This window comes from Streptomyces sp. NPDC041108, assembly GCF_055592645.1.
Genome location: NZ_JBVIYK010000003.1, coordinates 397,157 through 414,368, shown reverse-complemented (window position 1 = coordinate 414,368; position 17,212 = coordinate 397,157). Strand labels below are relative to the sequence as shown.

Below are 17,212 nucleotides of genomic sequence, written 5' to 3'. Positions count from 1 at the left end.
GATGGCCGCCGCGCCCTGGCGGATCCACGGTCTGAGCGTCGAGGGCTACCGGCACCGGCGCCAGGGCCTGCCCTGCCAGGACGCGTGCGCCGCCATCGCCACGTCCGCCGTCGCCGTGCTCGCCGTCGCCGACGGGGCCGGCAGCCGGCCCCGTTCGGAGGAGGGCTCGCGGCTCGCGGTGCGGCTCGCCACCGACCACTTCGCACGGCGGGCCGAGGCGGCCGTGGAGGTGCCGCCGGGCGAGGCCGTGCACGAGCTGCTGCGCGACGCCCTGCACGACGTGAGCAAGGAGTTCCTCGACCTGACCGGGGCCGACGCGCAGGACTTCGCCACGACGCTCACGGTGGTGGTGCTCGCCCCGGGCTGGATCGGCCATGTCACCGTCGGGGACGGGTTCGTCGTCGTACGGTCCGGGACGGAGGACGGGGAGCGGCAGTTCCATCTGCTGCCGCAGGCCGCGGCGGTGAGCGAGTACAGCAACGAGACGGTGTTCCTGACCTCGCCGGACGTGGGGCGCTGGACCCACACCGAGTGCGTCGCGGACGACGGCGTCGACGGGGTGCTCCTGTCCACGGACGGGCTGGCCCAGGCCATGCTCAACCGGTCGGCCGACGGCGCCTCGTCACCGAACACCTCGTTCGCCGACGCCGTCTTCCGCTCCCTCGACGCCGCCCCCGAGGACGACCGCGACCCCAACCTGGCCGCCCTCCTGCGCTCGGACCGCCTCACCGCACTCAACGCGGACGACAAGACCCTGCTGCGAGCCGTCCGTACGAACCGGCGGTGACCGCTCCGCACGGCGGACGACCCTGCCGGTCGCGGCTCCAGGACGACGCATCCGCGCGGCGGCGACCGGCCCAATGACACTCGGAGGTACGGCCATGAGCGGCCGCACGGTCTTTCTCGACGGCAAGCGGGTCACGCTGGCCGAGTTGCCGCTGAAGGGCGGCGGGCAGGCGGCGGTGTTCCCCGTGGAGGGGGACACCGGGATCGTCGTCAAGATCTACCGGGACACACCCGGGCCGGACCAGGAACGGCGACTGGCGCGCATGCTCACCATGTCCCCGCTGGCCGCCCGTCCGACGGACGCCAGCCAGCCGCCCGAGCTGGCCTGGCCCACCGCGATCGCCCGGGGTACGAACGGGGAGTTCCTCGGCTACGCGATGCGGCGGTTCGGCGAACCCCAGCACGTCCAGCTCGTCGGACTGTTCACCCGGGTCCAGCGCCTCAGGCTCTTCCCGGACCGGGCCGACTGGCGGTTCCTGCTGGGCGTCGCCTGGAACCTCGCCTTCATGACGGCCCGGATGCACTACGACGACCTCGTCATCGGCGACTTCTCCAGCAGCAACGTCGTCGTCGACGCCAACGGCTTCGTCACCTTCCTCGACTGCGACTCGATCGCCTTCACCGACCCGGTCACCGGCGAACTCTTCCCGTGCCTGATGCACACCACCGACTACTCGTCCCCCGAGCGCCAGGCGGGCGGTCCCGCGACCCGGCAGAGCGACGACTTCGCCCTCGCCGTCCTCGTCTACCAGCTGCTCACCGCGGGCAACCACCCCTTCGGCGGGGTCCCGCACGAGAGTGCCTCCGAGTCGACCGTCAAGGACAACATCGCCGCGAGCTGCAGTTACGTCGTCCGGCCCGAGCGGGTCACCATCCCGCGCGGCACGATCGACCCCTCCGTCCTGCCGACCGAACTGCTCACCCTCGCCAAGGCCGCCTTCGGGGCGGGCGTGGAGAACCCGGACGCCCGGCCGAAGGCCGAGGCGTGGCTCCGCGCCCTCGACAAGGAGCGCGGCGAGGTGCGCGCCTGCACGGTGCGGCCCCTGCACACGTACGGCTCCCATCTGCCGACCTGTCCCTGGTGCACCCGGGCGGCGGTCACCGGTCACGATGTGTTCAACGGGCCCCGCCCCGCTTCGGGGCCGGTCCCGCCGGTGGCTCCGCCGGATCAGCCGCCGTCCTCGTACGCGGTGTTGAAGGTGCTGGCGGTGGTGATGGGGGTGGTGTTGCTGATCGTGATCCTGGCGAACCTGGGCTGATGGCTGCGGTGGGCTGTTGGGGGTGGTGTGGGGTTCGTCGGTGCGAGACGCCCCACCGGACCCGCACTCGAGAACGGACCGACCCACCCCCTCACCCCGACCGGTCCTCCAGATACCGCGTGTGCGACTCCTGGCGGCGCGCCTCGGCGTCGCGCAGCGTCGCCGCGAGACGCCCCAACTCCTCCTGCAGCAGTCCCAGTTGACGCTCCAGGTGGCGTTCCGGTGGATCCGTTCCCGGGGTCAGCCGGGTCCACCAGCGGGTGCGTACGAAGGTGTCGACCGCCTCGGGGACGTCCTGCCGTACGGCCCGGGAGAGGGCGTGGACGCCCTCGGGGTCGCGGGCGAGGATCTCGGCGACCCAGCCGGGGTCGAGCAGGGCCGTGAGGAGTTCGGTCAGCTCGGTGAGGCGGCCGGACGCGGCCGGCGGCAGCTCGATGCCCGCCAGATACTCCCGGAGCGTGCCGAAGTCGGTGCGCAGTGCGTCGAGTTGGGCGGACGGGTCCGGGAAGTCCGGCAGCGGGGGGCGCTCCGGCGGGGCCAGCAGCGCGCCCGCGCCGTACAGCCCGACGACCACGACCGGCCAATACGGTCCCGCGATGCCCGCGAAGGTCAGTCCGAGCCCGGCGACCCCGAGGGCGCTGCCGGTGAGGTTCTTGCGGGACTCGACGTACGTCATGAATCTACTGGTAGCCACGGATCTCCTCGAAGGCGCCGTCCAGCGAGCCCTGCCGGGCGTCGAAGAGGCGGCCGCCGGTCAGGTCGGCGATGTGCTCCAGTTCGTCCCGGTCGGAGTCGCCGAAGAGGATCGGGAAGACGGGGATCCGCCGGTCGGCGGCGGGCAGCCGCCCGTAGAAGTCGTCGAAGTCGGCCGGGCTCGCGCCCTCGGTGTTCTCGCCGTCCGTCATCAGCACGATCGAGGTGAAGGTGTCCCGGTCCACGGCGCCGAGATGCTCGTACGCCCTCCGCAGCGAGGTGTAGATGGCGGTGTCGCCGGCGGCGGACAGCTTCCGGGTGTCGGCGCGGATGCCGTCGAGTCCGGCCTTCGGGTCCCCGGGCCGCACGACATGCGTCCGTACGCTCTTCACGTCCGATCCGAACGGCATCAGGGTGACCTCCTCCCGGTCCCGGAAGTCGCCGGTCAGCTCGGTGAGCGCGGCCTTCAGCCGGTCGAGCCGGTCGCCCTCCATCGAGCCCGAGGTGTCCAGGACGTACACGGTCCGCGACGGGCGGCGCAGTTCGTTCTCGTACGCGTCGAGAAGGCCGTCGGCGACGGACCGGCTGCCGGGGAAGGGGAGTTCGCGGCGGCGGGTGGTGTCGAGGCCGGCCGCGGGCGGGACCGAGGCGACGACCGGGCGGCGCAGCGTCCGCTCGGTGATCAGCCGCTGGACGTCCGGCGTGCGCAGGGCGTCCGTGAGCCGGCGGACGTCGTCCCGGACGTCCGTGCCCGTGGACGTGAGCGAGGACAGCGGGTAGTCGGCGGTGACGACCCCGTCGCGCGGCCGGATCACCGTCAGGTCCGCCCGCGACTTCAGCACGGACTCGTAGTTGAGGAGCGCGTCGACGTCACCGCGCCGGTCGTACGCCGTCGCCAGCCAGCCCGACGACCCCGACGTCAGCTTCTGCCCCGCGAAGAACCGCTTCAGCCGGGGCGTCGCCCGCGCCACGTCCGCGTCCGTGAGGGCGGACTGGGCACCGGAGAGTCCCGACGCCACCGAGATCAGCGTCGAGAAACCGGAGTTGGAGCGGGACGGGTCGGTCATGCCGTACGTCAGCTTCCCGTCCGCCACCGCGTTCTCGATGTCCGACCAGGTGACGGTGTCCGGCTTCCACCCCAGCTTCCCGACGGTCTCGTTCCTCACGCCGATCGCGACGGGGCTGGACATCACCGGCGTCTGGGACACGATCTGCTTCGCCGCGTCCGGGCGGAGCCGCAGGTAGTCGTTGGAGGAGAGCCAGACGGCGTCGTACGAGCCCTTCGCCCCCCGCCGCGCGAGCAGGTCCACCGCGTCGAGCGTGCCCATGTAGGTCGGCCGGACCTTGATGCCGGCGTCCTTCTCGACCCGCTCCAGCACCGGCTTCATGTCGGCGAGTTCGCTGGAGGCGAGGACACGGAGGGTGCCGGGAACGTACCGGGTGGCCTCCGCCGGGCCGGGCCCCGCCCGGTCCGCGGCGGTGCAGGCGGCGGTGGCCAGGAGCACGAGCGCGGTCACCGCGGCGACGGCCGCCGTCGTACGTGTTCTCGTGCGGGCCCCCGTCCCCGCTCTCGTCGGTGTGCTCATCCGAGGCCCCCTTCCAGCGCTCCCTGGTTCCGGCTGCGCTCCAGGTACTGGCTCGCGTTCTGGAGTTCGGAGGTCAGGGACTCGACGGTCGCGGCCATGGTCTCCGTGGCCTGCGCCTTGTAGGTGTCGATGGCGTCGAGGGTGCGGTAGATCTGCTGAAAGGCCGAGCGGAGGGTCTCCGCGCCGACGGCCGGGTCGGCGGCGATGCGCTGGATCTCGCCGCTCTGGGTGGCCAGCATCTCGGCGTTGCCCCGGATCAGGTCCTCGGTGGTGCCCCGCAACGCGTTGACCTGTTCGACGACCTTCTTCTGGTTGTCGAGGGCGGAGGCGAGCATCACGGAGATGCGCAGTGCCGAGACCGTGGTCGTGGCGGCCCGGTCGACGCCCTTGATCAGCTCCTCGTTGTTGCGCCGTACCACGTCCATGGCCAGGTAGCCCTGAGCGCAGACGGCCAGCTGGGTGAGCAGGTCCTGGTGCTTCTGCCGGACGGGGAAGAGGACGTCGGCGCGCAGGGTGTCGCCCTGCTGCGGGTCGGCCCCGTCGACGTGCGTCCGGATGTGGGCCTCGACGGCCGTGTCCAGGGCCTCCGTCAGCACGACGTACTCCTGGAGCTTGCCCATGGTCTCCCACAGCCGGACCCGTTCGGTCTGCAACGCGGCGCTGTCGCGCCGCAGTTCGTCCTGCCCGCCGCGCAGGGAGCCCACGATCCTGTTCAGCGTCCCCTGCGCGGAGGCGTACTTGGCGACGTGGTCGCGCAGCCTGTTGCCGCCCGGCAGCCGGGACAGCAACCTGCGCCCCTTGCTCGCGGGCAGATCGCGCGGGTCCAGGTCCTCCACCACGCGCCGGAGTTCGACGAGCGAGCCCGCGACCTGCGACTGCGCGTCCCCGCCCTTGCTCGGCAGACTGCGTACGGTGCGCTCCAGCATCCGGTTGGACTGCGCGGCGGCGGCGCGCATCTCGCCCGCGCCGAGCGAGGTGATCTCCCCGACCCGGCCGGCGAACTCCGGGGAGCGCGCGTCGAGGGCGGTGAGCCCCCGTACGTACTCCTCGGCCTTGCGGGCCATGTCCGTCCGTACGGACTCCTCGACCGGAACGAGTCCGCCGGCCTTCTCCCGGGGCACGGCGGCGACCGGCGCGGGAGGGGTGAGGGTGAAGGTGTTGTCGTCGTTGCCGTCTTCGATGGTCATGTGTCGTCTTCCCCCGTCGTCCTACTGGCCCCTGGCCCGGCGCGCCATCTCGTGCAGCACCTCGGAGGTGGGCACGGGCGCCTGCCGGACGGTCAGCCTCTGCATCAGATGTGTGGTGTGGCCGGCGATCGCCGACGTGAACTCGGTCGCCGCGCCCTGCGGCCGGAAGCCGTGCCGGGCGGCCAGCTCGCGCAACACCGGGTCGGTGCCCAGGAGTTCGCCGAGCGCGCGGCCCTCGTCGGTGACCGGCACGACGGTGTGGTCGCTGAAGACGGTGGTGTCCGGGTAGAGGACGACCAGGTCGTCGATGTCCTGGCCCGCGGCGAGCAGGGCGGCCACCTGTGACTCGTAGACGAGCACGAGCGGGCTGCCGACCCCGCTGACGAAGTCACGGAACGCGGCGTCGGTGCTGGGCTGCTGGGCACCCTGGACCCTGATCAGTTCCTGCATCAGCGGCGCGGTCCTGTCCAGGTCCGCCTTGCTCGCGACCACGCGGCCGCCGTTGGCGACGTTGGAGGCGGCGGCGAGGTAGAGCGCGCCCGAGCTGGAGGTGGTCGGGTCGGTGGTGGCGATGTAGAGCAGCCCCATCAACTCGCCGTACTGCTCGGACCCCTTGAGGTCCTGCCACGTCCGGCTCTCCTCGGCGGCCTTCAGATAGGCGGCCATGTCGAGGACGCCCCGGTCCTTGTCGAGCGTGGCGAGCCCGTTCCCGCGCAGCACCTCGGCGGCGTCCCGGTGGGCGACCACGACGAGGGGGGAGTAGAAGGGGCGGGGGAGGGGCTCGCGGACCTTGTACTTGGCGGCCAGTTCGTCGGCGGGTGCCTTGCTGGACGGGAACGCGAAGTCGTACCCCTTCAGATCCAGGCCGTCCATGGCCCAGGATCCCGACGTCTCCGTCTTCACGGTGTAGCCCTTGGCGGCCAGGGCCTTCACCACCTGGGGGTCGGCGAAGAACTCCGCCTTCTCCGACCCGATCACTCCTCGCACGGTCTTCGTTGCCGTGCCCGTGTCCCCGGTGTCCCGGCCCGCCACGACGGCTGCCACCACGCCGCCGATCAGTAGGACCGCGAGGACGATTCCTGCGATTCGTCTCACATGGGGAGAGTGCTCCCGGAACCCAACGTTCCTCGCCGTTCCGGGTGAACGGGGGGTGAAGCGGTGGTCCCGGAACGCAACGGACGGCTGCCGTCGGGGTGTGTGTCCGTGCTGTCGGCCCGGTGGGGGTTCTCGCGCGGTTCCCCGCGCCCCTGAAAAGCAGGGGCTGCGCCCCGTGCTTTCGGGCCCGCAGGGCCCCGGCGTGCCCGTACCCCCGAGGTGTCAGGCGCTCAGCGGGACGACCGCGTGCGCGTGCGCGTCCATTCGCTCGGCCGCCAGAATCGCCGACCCCGTGTCCGCCCGCGACGCCGCGACGAGCAGTGCCCGCCCCGCGAGCGCGTGGGCGCGGCGGTGGAGCGCGGCCACGTCCGCCTCGCCCCCGCCGGAAGCGGCCCGCACCGGGGGCGGCCCGCCCCGCAGCCACGCCACCCGCGCGGCCAGCGCCTCCGCGGCCGTGTCGAGGTCGTCGGAGGGGGTCAGTGCGCGGAGCTCGTCGGTGGCCGCCAGCAGCGCCGCCAGGTGGCCCGCGAGCTGGATGTCCAGCTCCTCCTCACGCGAACGGTGAGGGAAGTCGGAGGAGGTCGTGCCGGCCATCGTGTGGACCGACTTCGTGCGGATCGGCTCGTACATGGGATGGCCTCCAAGCTCTCGGACGACCACTCTACCTTAGATCTCGTCTAAAGTTGAGTGAGGTCCGAAAGCTCTGGCACGCCACCCCGGCCGCCGCGCGACCCGCGCCGCGACCCCCGCGCCGCTACGCCTGCCCGTATCCGTCCAGGAAGTTCCCGATCCGCGTGATCGCGGACCGCAGGTCGCCCACCGTCGGCAGGGTGACCACCCGGAAGTGGTCGGGCTCGGCCCAGTTGAACCCCGTGCCCTGCACCACCATGATCTTCTCCTGCCGGAGCAGGTCGAGGACCATCCGGCGGTCGTCCTTGATCTTGAAGACGTTCGGGTCGAGGCGCGGGAAGAGGTACAGCGCCCCCTTCGGCTTCACGCACGTGACCCCGGGGATCTGCGTCAGCAGCTCGTACGCGACGTCCCGCTGCTCCTTGAGCCGTCCGCCCGGCAGCACCAGGTCGTTGATCGTCTGGCGTCCGCTGAGCGCGGCGACCACGCCGTGCTGCCCCGGCATGTTCGCGCACAACCGCATGTTCGCGAGGATCGTCAGGCCCTCGATGTAGGAGTCGGCGTGCGCACGGGGACCGGAGATCGACATCCAGCCCACCCGGTAGCCCGCCACCCGGTACGCCTTCGACATGCCGTTGAAGGTGAGGGTCAGCAGATCGGGGGCGACCGAGGCCGTCGGGGTGTGCGTGGCGTCGTCGTAGAGGATCTTGTCGTAGATCTCGTCCGAGCAGACCAGGAGGTTGTGGCGGCGCGCGATGTCCGTGAGGCCGCGCAGCATCGCCTCGTCGTACACCGCGCCCGTCGGGTTGTTCGGGTTGATGATGACGATCGCCTTGGTGCGGTCGGTGACCTTGCGCTCGACGTCCGCGAGGTCCGGCATCCAGTCGGCCTGCTCGTCGCAGCGGTAGTGCACGGCCGTGCCGCCGGACAGCGAGACAGCCGCCGTCCACAGCGGGTAGTCCGGGGACGGGACGAGGACCTCGTCGCCGTCGTCGAGCAGGCCCTGCATGGCCATCACGATCAGCTCGGAGACGCCGTTGCCGATGAAGACGTGCTCGACGTCCGTCTCGATGCCGAGGGTCTGGTTGTGCATGACCACCGCGCGGCGCGCCGCGAGCAGGCCCTTCGCGTCGCCGTAGCCGTGGGCCGACGACACGTTGCGGAGGATGTCCTCCAGGATCTCGGGCGGGCACTCGAAACCGAACGCCGCCGGATTGCCGGTGTTCAGCTTGAGGATCCGATGCCCCGCCGCTTCGAGCCGCATCGCTTCCTCGAGCACCGGGCCCCGGATTTCGTAACAGACGTTGGCGAGCTTCGTCGACTGGATCACCTGCATGCCGTGAGCTTACGGCCCGGTAACGCGATGCGGGTCGTGTTTTCCGACACGCGAGACGGTACATATGCCCCGAACTGCCCCTCTACTGTCCTCCGGGTCCCCTGGGAATCTAGAATCCGCCGGCAGAGTCGGCACCCCCACCCGTGGCCGGCATCCGCAGGGACATGGCCGTACGGCACACGCGAGAAGAAGGCGGCGCGACGAGATGAACGGGGTGGACGGCGTGGGCAGGGCCGAGTACGGGCCGGAAGAGGGCGATGCCGAGGCCCGGAAGACGCCGAGGGTGTACCACCCCGTCGGCGACCCCCTTCCCGCACCCGCCTACGACGCTTTCAGGGACCCGGCCACCGCCCACGGCTGGCAGAACGCCTACGACGACACCGTTCAGCTGGACGAGATCGTGGCGGACGGGCCGGGCCCGGAGGCGGGCGGCCCGGCGGCGGAGGGTGCCGGGGCGGTGGGTGCCGCGTACGGCGAACGTGTGGCGTACGGAGCGGCGGAGCCGCCTGCGGGGGGTGTGCCGTACGGCCGGGCCGAGGCGTATGGGGAGGATGCGGCGTACGGCGACGCAGGGGCAGGGCCGCATGAGCCGCACGAGTTCGGTGAGCGGGCGGCGGACGGGTGGGCCGGTGCCCCGGGCGCGGGCGGGCGCCGGGCGCGGCCCGTGGACGGGCGGCGTGCCACGCGCGGGCGGCGTCGGGCCCGGCGGCGCGGCCTGCTGATCGCGGGCGGCCTCGGCGCCGCGCTGCTCATGGGTGTCGCGGCGGCGGGACTGGCCGGTCTCGGCTCCGACGGCCAGGAGACTCCGGGTGTCCCGGCTCCCACCGGGTCCGGCCCCGGGGGCGCCCGGTCCGGCGACGGGGAGGCGGCCTCCCCGTCGGGCGGCGGGACCACCGGCCCGGCGGCCTCCGGCACCCCCTCTCCCGACGCCTCCACGACCCCGTCCACGGCCGCCACCGCCGAGCCCTCCGGCTCCGCCTCCTCCGCCCCGGCCTCCGCCACCCCGTCCACCTCGTCGGCCGTCACGCCGACCTCGTCCCCCCGGGGCAACGGGAACGGCAAGCAGGGCCGGGGCCAAGGGGCCACGAAGGGCCCCAAGTAGCCGACGCGAGCGGCCCGTCCACGGGTTCGGCCCGGGAGCCCCGCGCGCACGGTCGGCGGGGAGAACCCTCACCGAGGCATGCGGAGCCGCCCGCAGGCCCGGTCGTGGGACCTGCCCGCCCGTGTGACGCACCGCCACACTCCGTCCACCGGGCGCCTCGTCGCGCCCTCGGCCGCCTCCGGTGCCGTCCTGGCGATCCCCCGCCCCCTGGCCGAAGATCGTGCGGCCGGAACCAACTCCTTGCTCGGTCATCACCCGGCCTTCACAATGCGCATGACAAACTGCGGTGGCCGAAAGATCTTCAGCCACCCACGTGGCCCACCACGTAGCAAGAGGGGACCCCCACATGAGAAAGCCTCTCGTCGCCGCGCTGTTCGCCCTGGTGATCACCGGGGCGGGCGCGGCACCGGCGATCGCGGCGCCGGAGCCCGCGGCGGCGCCCGTGAAGTCGGCGGTCGGCACCGTCGTCGGCACGGCGAACAAGGCCGTGGCCGACCTCGCGGCCCCGGCCCCGGCGGTCAAGGCCGTCAACTTCGCCGGCACCGTCTCGCTCAGCAACTGTTCCGGCTCGGTCGTGCGGATGCCCGCCTCCGAGGACGACGACCCGGCGCTGGTGATGACCAACGGCCACTGCCTGGAGACCGGCTTCCCGGCCGCCGGCCAGGTCCTCGTCGACCGGGCCTCCAGCCGCACCTTCGGCCTGCTCAACTCCGCCGGCACCCGCGTCGGCACGCTGCGCGCCAGCAAGATCGCGTACGGCACGATGACCGACACGGACATGGCGGTGTACCAGCTCACCACCACGTACGCGCAGATCAAGAGCACGTACGGCATCGACGCCCTCGTCTACGACACCGCCCGCCCGGCCGTCGGCACCCCCATCACCGTCGTCTCGGGGTACTGGAAGCGGACCTACAGCTGCGCCGTCGACGGGTACGCGTACCGCCTGAAGGAGGGTGCCTGGACCTGGAAGGACTCCATCCGTTACACCTCCGCCTGCCAGACCATCGGCGGCACCTCGGGCTCCCCGGTCCTGAACAACGCCACCGGCAAGGTCGTCGGCGTCAACAACACCGGCAACGAGGACGGCGGGCGCTGCACCGACAACAACCCCTGCGAGGTCGACGCGAACGGCAACGTGACCGTCCGCCCGGGCATCAACTACGGGCAGCAGACCTGGCACGTCCCCGCCTGCTTCGGCGTGGACAACAAGCTCGACCTCACCCGCAGCGGCTGCATCCTTCCCAGGCCGTAGGGAACCCCTCAGGCGCCGCGCCGGACCGCCCGGCCCGCCAGTACGTCCGTGCGGCGGCCGTCCTCGATGACGGGACGGCCGTCGACCAGGACGTACGGGATGCCGGTCGGCAGGGTGCGCGGAGCCTCGTACGTCGACCCGGCGGCCACGGTCGCCGGGTCGAACAGCACCAGGTCGGCGCGGTACCCCTCGCGGACGAGTCCCCGGTCCGCGAGACGGAGCCGCGCGGCGGGGCGTGAGGTGAGGTGGGCGACGCACTCCTCCAGGGAGAGCACGCCCAGCTCCCTCACGTACCGGCCGAGATAGTGCGGGAACGTCCCGTACGCGCGCGGATGCGGCTTGTCGCCGCGCAGGATGCCGTCCGAGCCGCCGGTGTGCGCACGGTGGCGCATGACGGCCCGCACGTTCTCCTCGTGCCCGACGTGCTGGAGGACCGTGGAGCCGAGCCGGTCCTGCAGGAGCAGTCGGCGGGCGGTCACCCAGGGCTCCTCGCGGCGCGCCCCGGCCGACCGCGCGACCGTCCGTCCCACGTACGACGACAGCGCCGGGTCGGTGACGCCCGAGATCTCGACCGTGTCCCAGTCGACGGGCACGCCGTGGCAGCCGTCGGCGCCGACGACCTCCATGTCGTACCGGACCCGTTCGGCCGTGCCGTCGTCCCTCAGCCGCGCGAGCACCGCCTCCGGGCCGCCCTCGCCCGCCCAGCTCGGCAGCAGCGCCACGAGCGTCGTGCAGCCGGGGGTGTAGGGGTAGGTGTCGAGCGTGATGTCCGCGCCGGCCGCGAGCGCGTCGTCGAGGAGCGCGAGGAGTTCCGGCGCCCGTCCCTCGTTCACGCCGAAGTTCATGGTGGCGTGGGCCAGATGGAGGGCGCAGCCGGCCTCCCGGGTCAGGGCGACCATCTCCCCGTACGCCCGCAGCGCGCCCGCCCCGTAGGAGCGGTGGTGCGGGCAGTAGTAGCCGCCGTACGAGGCCACCACCCGGCACAGCTCGGTGAGTTCGGCGTCGCCGGCGTACATGCCGGGGGTGTAGGTGAGCCCCGACGACATCCCGACCGCGCCCTCCCGCAGGCCCGCCGCCACCGCCTCCCGCATCCGGTCCAGCTCCCGGGGCGTCGCCTCCCGGTCCTCCCAGCCCACGGCGAGCATCCGCACCGTGCCCTGGGGGACGAGGTACGCGGCGTTCACGGCGATGCCCTCGCCGTCGAAGCCGTGGTCGAGGCGGTCCAGGTACTCACCGACCGAACGCCAGGTGAAGTCGATGTCCTCGCCGTAGCCGTTCCAGCCGGTGATCGCGCGGCGGACCTCTTCGAGGGTGCGGTCGTCGACCGGCGCGTACGACAGCCCGTCCTGGCCGAGGACCTCCAGGGTCACCCCCTGCGCCGTCTTCGCGGTGTGCTCGGGGTCCCGCAGGAGCGCGAGGTCGCTGTGGGCGTGCATGTCGATGAAGCCGGGGGTCAGGACCAGGCCCTCGGCGTCGATCTCCCGCCGGGCCCTCGGCCGCTGGCACCCGGCGGCGGCAGCCTCCTTGACGATCGTGGTGATCCTGCCGTCCGCCACGACCACGTCGGCCCGGTACGAGGGCTCGCCGGAACCGTCGACGACCTCGGCGTCACGGAAGACCAGGTCCATGTACGTCACCTCTCGGGCTGTGCCGGACGGGGAGCGGTCGCCGCGGGCTCAGAAGAACGTGCGGACGTAGTCCACGACGGTGCCGTCCGCCTCCACCACCGGGATCAGCTGCCACTTGTCGAACGACGTGCAGGGATGCGAGAGCCCCAGCCCCACCCAGTCACCCACCTCCAGCGCGGCCCCGTCCTCGGTGCGCAGCCACGCGTGCTGGTCGGACAGCGCCGTGACGGTGATCCCGGAGGCGTCGCGGACCGCGCCCGTGCCCGCGTCCCGCACCACCTCGGCGGACGGCAGGTCCAGGTCGTGCGCGGCGTCGCGCTTGCCCGCGTTGGCGAACGCCTGGCCCGGGGTGGGACGGGAGACGACCTGTGCCCAGAGCCGGAACGCGGGCTCCAGGGAGCCCTCCTCGGGGACGCGGTTGAAGGGGGTCACCCTCCGGTAGTGACCGGCGTCGTGCGAGACGTACGCGCCCGACCGCAGCAACTTCAGTACGGGCACGGACAGTTCGGGCAGCTCGGCGAAGACCTCGGCGACCGCGTCGAACCACGCGCTGCCGCCCGCGCTGACGATGACCTCGTCCAGCCCCGCGAACCGCCCCGCCTTGTCGAAGTCGACGGCCAGCGCGGTCAGCCGGCGCAGCCACGCGCCCACCCGCTCGGGGTCGGCGCGGGGCACCTCGCCCTCGTATCCGGCGACCCCCACGAGCCGCAGCGTCCCGGCCGCGGCCACCGCGTCCGCGACGGCCGCGCACTCCGCCTCCGTACGGACCCCGGTGCGCGCGCCCTCTCCCGCGCCCAGCTCCACGACCACGTCGACCGGGCGGGTCGCGGTCCCGGCGGCCCGCAGCGCCGTGTCCATCAGCTCGACACCGCGCACGGAGTCGACGTAACAGACGAAGCGGAAGGCGGGGTCGGCGGCCAGCTCGCCGGCGATCCACCGCAGGGCGGCCGGGTCGACGACCTCGTTCGCCAGGAAGACCCGCTCGATCCCGAACTCCCGCGCCACCCGCACCTGATGGGGCACGGCCAGGGTGATGCCCCAGGCGCCGTGCTCGATCTGCCGCCAGAACAGCCGCGGTGCCATGGACGTCTTGCCGTGCGGGGCGAAGGCGAGGCCGTGGCGGGCGGAGTAGGTCTCCATCAGCGCCAGGTTGTGCTCCAGGCGCTCGGCGGACAGGGCGAGCACGGGCGTGGTGAAGCCGTCGGTGAACAGGTTGAGGCGGCGGTCCGCCAGCTCGGCCACGGTGCTGCCGTCGGCGTCCGGCGGGAGGCCCCTGAAGCGGTGGTCGACACGTTCGCCGGCCAGCCGGGCCAGCGCTTCGGCACTCTCGACGCCCATGGGGTCCTCCCTGACGGGGTGCGTTGCATTCGATGCAACGCCCATTGCACATACCGTTGACAGCTGTCTAACATCCCAGCCGACACCGGGTCAACGGTGCCGAAACCACCCGCCCACGCGACGAGGAGCCCGCACCACCGTGACCGCCGACGGACTCCGTTCCCCCGGCGCCGCTCCCGCCGGCGTCGACGTCGTCGCGCTCGGCGAGTCCATGGTCACCTTTCTTCCGGCCCGCCCCGGGCGCCTCGCCGACGTCCCCTCCTTCGACCGGGCCGTCGGCGGCGCCGAGTCCAACCTCGCGTGCGCGCTGGCGGCGGCCGGGCACACCGTCCGCTGGGTGAGCCGGGTGGGGGCCGACGGGTTCGGGGACCATCTGGTCGAGACGATCGGCGGCCACGGCGTGGACGTGACCTCCGTGCGACGGGACCCCGCCCGGCCGACCGGCGTGTACTTCCGCACGGCGGGGGACCGGGCCACCGACGCGCACGAGGTCGCCTACTACCGGGCCGGTTCGGCCGCCTCGGCGATGTCGCCCGCCACCGTGGACCTAGCGGCGGCACGCGCCGGACGCGTCCTGCACCTCTCCGGCATCACCGCGGCCCTGTCCGACGGCTGCCTGGCCCTGCTGCGCGACCTGACGGCCCCGCACCCCGGCCGTCCCCTGATCTCCTTCGACGTCAACCACCGCCCGGGCCTGTGGCGCACCTCCGACGGCCCCCGCGTCCTGCTCGAACTGGCCCGCGCCGCCGACCTCGTCCTCGTGGGCGAGGACGAGGCGCACGAAGCCTGGGGCGTCACCGGCGGCCCGACCTCGATCCGCACCCTCCTCCCGGAGCCCGCCGCCCTGGTGGTGAAACAGGGAGCCCACGGAGCCACCCTGTTCGAGCGCCCGCCCGCCCCCGGCCCCACCTCGGCCGCGGGCGCCCCCACGGCGACGCGCACCCGGCCGGCCGCGGACACGACCACCTTCGTCCCCGCCCCCACCGTCCACGTCGTGGCGGCGACCGGCGCCGGCGACGCCTTCGCCGCCGGCTTCCTCTCCGCCGCCCTGCGCGCCCTCCCCGCCCGCGATCGCCTGCGCCACGGCCACCTCATGGCCGCCGCCGCCCTCACCGCCCCCGGCGACCTCGCCACCCCACCGTCCCGGGACCACGCCGATCGTCTGGCGGCCCTGGACGACGACACGTGGGGGAGACTTCGACTCGGCCCCGGCTGGACGCAGGCCGATCAGGACCCCGAGGAGGCACGCACCCCATGAGCCAGACCGTCGACCGCGCGCTGAGCATCCTGCCGCTGCTCGCCGAGGGGCCCGCCGACCTCGGCCGGGTCGCCGACCGCCTCGGCGTCCACAAGTCCACGGCCCTGCGCCTCCTGCGGACCCTGCACGAACACGGCCTCGTCTACCGCCAGTCCGACCAGCGCTACCGCCTCGGCGCCCGCCTCTTCGCGCTCGCCCAGGAGGCCGTCGAGAACCTCGACATCCGCGAGATCGCCCACCCCCACCTCGTCCGCCTCAACGAGCACTGCGGCCACACCGTCCACCTCGCCGTCCACGAGGAGAACGAGGTCATCTACATCGACAAGGTGGAGAGCCGCTACCCGGTCCGTATGTACTCCCGCATCGGCAAACCGGTCGCCCTCACGGTCGCGGCCGTCGCCAAGCTGCTCCTCGCCGACCTCCCCGAGGCCGAGCGCCGCGCCCTCGCGGAGAGGCTCGACTACCCCCTGTACACGCCCCGTTCGACCCCCGACGCCCCCGCCTTCCTCCAGGAGCTGGCGCGGGTCCGCGAGCAGGGCTGGGCCACCGACCTGGGTGGCCACGAGGAGTCCATCAACTGCGTCGCCGCACCCGTGCGAGGCGTCGACGGCCGGGTCGTCGCGGCGATGTCGGTCTCCGCGCCCAACGTCGTCGTCACCGCCGACGAACTCCTCACCCTGCTCCCGCTGGTCCGCCGCACCGCGGACGCGATCAGCGGCGAGTACTCCGGCAGAACTCCAGCGAAGGACACGGTATGACCGACAGGACCGCCAGGAACGACGCGGCCGGCGGGAACGGCGGGAGCGAGAAGGTCGCCCTCACCCCCTCCACCCACACCGCTCCGCCCGCGAAGTTCTCCCACGGCGTGCGCAAGGGCAACATCCTCCAGGTAGCGGGCCAGGTCGGCTTCCTCCCGGCCGTCGAGGGCGAGCCCCCCACCCCCGCCGGCCCCACCCTGCGCGAACAGACCCTCCAGACCCTCGCCAACGTCCGGGCGATCCTGGAGGAGGGCGGCGCCACGTGGGACGACGTGATGATGATCCGCGTCTACCTCACCGACGTGGACCACTTCGCCGAGATGAACGCGCTCTACAACGCGTACTTCGAGGAACACCTCACCGCGGCCCCGGCGGCCCGCACGACGGTGTACGTGGGCCTCCCGGCCGGCCTCCTGATCGAGATCGACGCCCTGGCGGTCCTGGACCCGTACTGAGCCTGTTCGTACGGACGTGTCCGGATGACGCGGGGCGGCGGGGCGGGGTCATGAAATCCAGATACGGACATATGCCCGGCCCGACTGTCCCCGGCACAGGATCGTCGACCATACTGCCCGCTGTGGAGCAGCGCATCGGTTCGAACAACCAGCCCCTGGCCGCCGCCGCGGTCGACCCGTCGCACATCCCCGGACTCACGGCACCGGTGTCCGTGAAGAAGGAGAAGCAGGAGGAGCCGGAGGACATCAAGCCGACGGAGCCCGTCGAGCCGGACGAGGCTGCCCCGGAGCGGAACGAGCCGGCTGCCGCCGAGGCGCCGAAGCCGTCCCTCGGCAAGGCGCCCGCCGACGCGGAAGCGGAACCAGCGGCCGACGGCGCGGCCGAGGAAGACGCCGGGGACGACGCGGAAGCCACGGACGAGCCGGCCGACGGCCCCGTCTTCGAGGCATCCGACCGCCGCGCGAGGATCACCGCCGACAGCCGTGGCGTACGGCTGCGTCTGGACGACCAGGAGTGCGACTTCGGCTGGGACGAGATCGGCGCGATCGAGACGGAGTCCCCCCGCTTCGGCAAGCGTTTCACGATCACGGTCCACACCCCGGACCGCCGCTGGTACTTCCTGGAGATCGAGGCCAAGGCCAAGTCGGAGCACGCGGTCTGGGAGAAGCAGATCGACGAGGTCCTGGACGCGTACTTCGACGACGGCGACCAGGGTGACCACGGCGACCAGGGTGACCACGGTCCCGACGAGGCGGAGTCCGGGGACAGCACCCCGTAAGGACGACGGAGAGCCGCGGGACCTGCCACCTCGGCGGTCCCGCGGCTCCCCCTCACAGAACGAAGCC

16 protein-coding genes are annotated in these 17,212 nt (G+C 72.7%); 8 read left to right on the top strand and 8 right to left on the bottom strand.

What is annotated here, in order from left to right:
• Position 1: 1 nt before the first annotated feature.
• Complete coding sequence (locus ACZ6BB_RS11400; protein ID WP_471615034.1) at positions 2 to 787, top strand: PP2C family serine/threonine-protein phosphatase; 786 nt, start codon at positions 2 to 4, stop codon at positions 785 to 787.
• A 94-nt stretch (positions 788 to 881) separates the two neighbouring features.
• Positions 882 to 2,045, top strand: coding sequence for a hypothetical protein (locus ACZ6BB_RS11395; protein WP_471615033.1), 1,164 nt, complete (start codon positions 882 to 884; stop codon positions 2,043 to 2,045).
• A 91-nt stretch (positions 2,046 to 2,136) separates the two neighbouring features.
• On the opposite strand, the gene ACZ6BB_RS11390 is transcribed toward ACZ6BB_RS11395, so the two are convergent.
• The 6 genes from ACZ6BB_RS11390 to ACZ6BB_RS11365 all read right to left on the bottom strand — a co-directional run bounded on the left by ACZ6BB_RS11390 (position 2,137) and on the right by ACZ6BB_RS11365 (position 8,572).
• Entirely contained in the window at positions 2,137 to 2,721 is a 585-nt protein-coding gene (locus ACZ6BB_RS11390) for a hypothetical protein (protein ID WP_471615314.1), read from the bottom strand.
• Positions 2,722 to 2,725: 4 nt separating this feature from the next.
• The gene (locus ACZ6BB_RS11385; protein ID WP_471615032.1) at positions 2,726 to 4,324 is read right to left on the bottom strand and encodes a substrate-binding and vWA domain-containing protein; all 1,599 of its coding nucleotides are present in this window, start codon (positions 4,322 to 4,324) and stop codon (positions 2,726 to 2,728) included.
• Complete coding sequence (locus ACZ6BB_RS11380; RefSeq protein WP_471615031.1) at positions 4,321 to 5,511, bottom strand: toxic anion resistance protein; 1,191 nt, start codon at positions 5,509 to 5,511, stop codon at positions 4,321 to 4,323. The genes ACZ6BB_RS11385 and ACZ6BB_RS11380 overlap by 4 nt, the downstream gene beginning before the upstream one ends.
• Before the next feature lie 21 nt (positions 5,512 to 5,532).
• Positions 5,533 to 6,606 (bottom strand): substrate-binding domain-containing protein, encoded by a 1,074-nt coding sequence (locus ACZ6BB_RS11375; protein ID WP_471615030.1) that lies wholly within the window; start codon positions 6,604 to 6,606, stop codon positions 5,533 to 5,535.
• 222 nt (positions 6,607 to 6,828) lie between these two features.
• Positions 6,829 to 7,236 (bottom strand): SCO4983 family protein, encoded by a 408-nt coding sequence (locus tag ACZ6BB_RS11370; RefSeq protein WP_471615029.1) that lies wholly within the window; start codon positions 7,234 to 7,236, stop codon positions 6,829 to 6,831.
• A gap of 124 nt (positions 7,237 to 7,360) precedes the next feature.
• A complete protein-coding gene (locus ACZ6BB_RS11365; protein WP_471615028.1) occupies positions 7,361 to 8,572 on the bottom strand; it encodes a pyridoxal phosphate-dependent aminotransferase in 1,212 nt (403 codons plus the stop codon).
• A gap of 205 nt (positions 8,573 to 8,777) precedes the next feature.
• On the opposite strand from ACZ6BB_RS11365, the gene ACZ6BB_RS11360 reads away from it, so the two are divergent.
• Both ACZ6BB_RS11360 and ACZ6BB_RS11355 read left to right on the top strand, forming a co-directional pair.
• Entirely contained in the window at positions 8,778 to 9,674 is an 897-nt protein-coding gene (locus tag ACZ6BB_RS11360) for a hypothetical protein (protein WP_471615027.1), read from the top strand.
• Positions 9,675 to 10,020: 346 nt separating this feature from the next.
• Positions 10,021 to 10,929: a trypsin-like serine peptidase gene (locus ACZ6BB_RS11355; RefSeq protein ID WP_471615026.1), complete on the top strand. Its 909-nt coding sequence runs from the start codon at positions 10,021 to 10,023 to the stop codon at positions 10,927 to 10,929.
• Positions 10,930 to 10,937: 8 nt separating this feature from the next.
• On the opposite strand, the gene ACZ6BB_RS11350 is transcribed toward ACZ6BB_RS11355, so the two are convergent.
• On the bottom strand, positions 10,938 to 12,557 hold the full coding sequence (locus ACZ6BB_RS11350; protein ID WP_471615025.1) for an N-acyl-D-amino-acid deacylase family protein: 1,620 nt from the start codon (positions 12,555 to 12,557) through the stop codon (positions 10,938 to 10,940).
• Between the two features lie 48 nt (positions 12,558 to 12,605).
• Complete coding sequence (locus ACZ6BB_RS11345; protein ID WP_471615024.1) at positions 12,606 to 13,895, bottom strand: amino acid deaminase; 1,290 nt, start codon at positions 13,893 to 13,895, stop codon at positions 12,606 to 12,608.
• A 139-nt stretch (positions 13,896 to 14,034) separates the two neighbouring features.
• Between ACZ6BB_RS11345 and ACZ6BB_RS11340 the strand changes: the two genes are divergently transcribed.
• The 4 genes from ACZ6BB_RS11340 to ACZ6BB_RS11325 all read left to right on the top strand — a co-directional run bounded on the left by ACZ6BB_RS11340 (position 14,035) and on the right by ACZ6BB_RS11325 (position 17,145).
• Complete coding sequence (locus tag ACZ6BB_RS11340; RefSeq protein ID WP_471615023.1) at positions 14,035 to 15,153, top strand: sugar kinase; 1,119 nt, start codon at positions 14,035 to 14,037, stop codon at positions 15,151 to 15,153.
• Positions 15,150 to 15,911, top strand: a complete 762-nt coding sequence (locus ACZ6BB_RS11335; protein WP_471615022.1) for an IclR family transcriptional regulator — start codon at positions 15,150 to 15,152, stop codon at positions 15,909 to 15,911. The genes ACZ6BB_RS11340 and ACZ6BB_RS11335 overlap by 4 nt, the downstream gene beginning before the upstream one ends.
• A complete protein-coding gene (locus ACZ6BB_RS11330) occupies positions 15,908 to 16,366 on the top strand; it encodes a RidA family protein (RefSeq protein WP_471615021.1) in 459 nt (152 codons plus the stop codon). Before ACZ6BB_RS11335 ends, ACZ6BB_RS11330 begins: the two co-directional genes overlap by 4 nt.
• A gap of 71 nt (positions 16,367 to 16,437) precedes the next feature.
• Positions 16,438 to 17,145 (top strand): hypothetical protein, encoded by a 708-nt coding sequence (locus ACZ6BB_RS11325; protein ID WP_471615020.1) that lies wholly within the window; start codon positions 16,438 to 16,440, stop codon positions 17,143 to 17,145.
• The last annotated feature ends 67 nt before the right edge of the window (positions 17,146 to 17,212 follow it).

Excerpts from the sequence above, each read along its gene's own strand:
- ACZ6BB_RS11335 (WP_471615022.1), top strand. The coding sequence starts at position 15,150 with ATGAGCCAGACCGTCGACCGCGCGCTGAGCATCCTGCCGCTGCTCGCC.
- ACZ6BB_RS11385 (WP_471615032.1), bottom strand. The coding sequence starts at position 4,324 with ATGAGCACACCGACGAGAGCGGGGACGGGGGCCCGCACGAGAACACGT.
- ACZ6BB_RS11325 (WP_471615020.1), top strand. The coding sequence starts at position 16,438 with ATGCCCGGCCCGACTGTCCCCGGCACAGGATCGTCGACCATACTGCCC.
- ACZ6BB_RS11330 (WP_471615021.1), top strand. The coding sequence starts at position 15,908 with ATGACCGACAGGACCGCCAGGAACGACGCGGCCGGCGGGAACGGCGGG.
- ACZ6BB_RS11355 (WP_471615026.1), top strand. The coding sequence starts at position 10,021 with ATGAGAAAGCCTCTCGTCGCCGCGCTGTTCGCCCTGGTGATCACCGGG.
- ACZ6BB_RS11400 (WP_471615034.1), top strand. The coding sequence starts at position 2 with ATGGCCGCCGCGCCCTGGCGGATCCACGGTCTGAGCGTCGAGGGCTAC.
- ACZ6BB_RS11350 (WP_471615025.1), bottom strand. The coding sequence starts at position 12,557 with ATGGACCTGGTCTTCCGTGACGCCGAGGTCGTCGACGGTTCCGGCGAG.
- ACZ6BB_RS11360 (WP_471615027.1), top strand. The coding sequence starts at position 8,778 with ATGAACGGGGTGGACGGCGTGGGCAGGGCCGAGTACGGGCCGGAAGAG.
- ACZ6BB_RS11370 (WP_471615029.1), bottom strand. The coding sequence starts at position 7,236 with ATGTACGAGCCGATCCGCACGAAGTCGGTCCACACGATGGCCGGCACG.
- ACZ6BB_RS11380 (WP_471615031.1), bottom strand. The coding sequence starts at position 5,511 with ATGACCATCGAAGACGGCAACGACGACAACACCTTCACCCTCACCCCT.
- ACZ6BB_RS11365 (WP_471615028.1), bottom strand. The coding sequence starts at position 8,572 with ATGCAGGTGATCCAGTCGACGAAGCTCGCCAACGTCTGTTACGAAATC.
- ACZ6BB_RS11390 (WP_471615314.1), bottom strand. The coding sequence starts at position 2,721 with ATGACGTACGTCGAGTCCCGCAAGAACCTCACCGGCAGCGCCCTCGGG.
- ACZ6BB_RS11395 (WP_471615033.1), top strand. The coding sequence starts at position 882 with ATGAGCGGCCGCACGGTCTTTCTCGACGGCAAGCGGGTCACGCTGGCC.
- ACZ6BB_RS11345 (WP_471615024.1), bottom strand. The coding sequence starts at position 13,895 with ATGGGCGTCGAGAGTGCCGAAGCGCTGGCCCGGCTGGCCGGCGAACGT.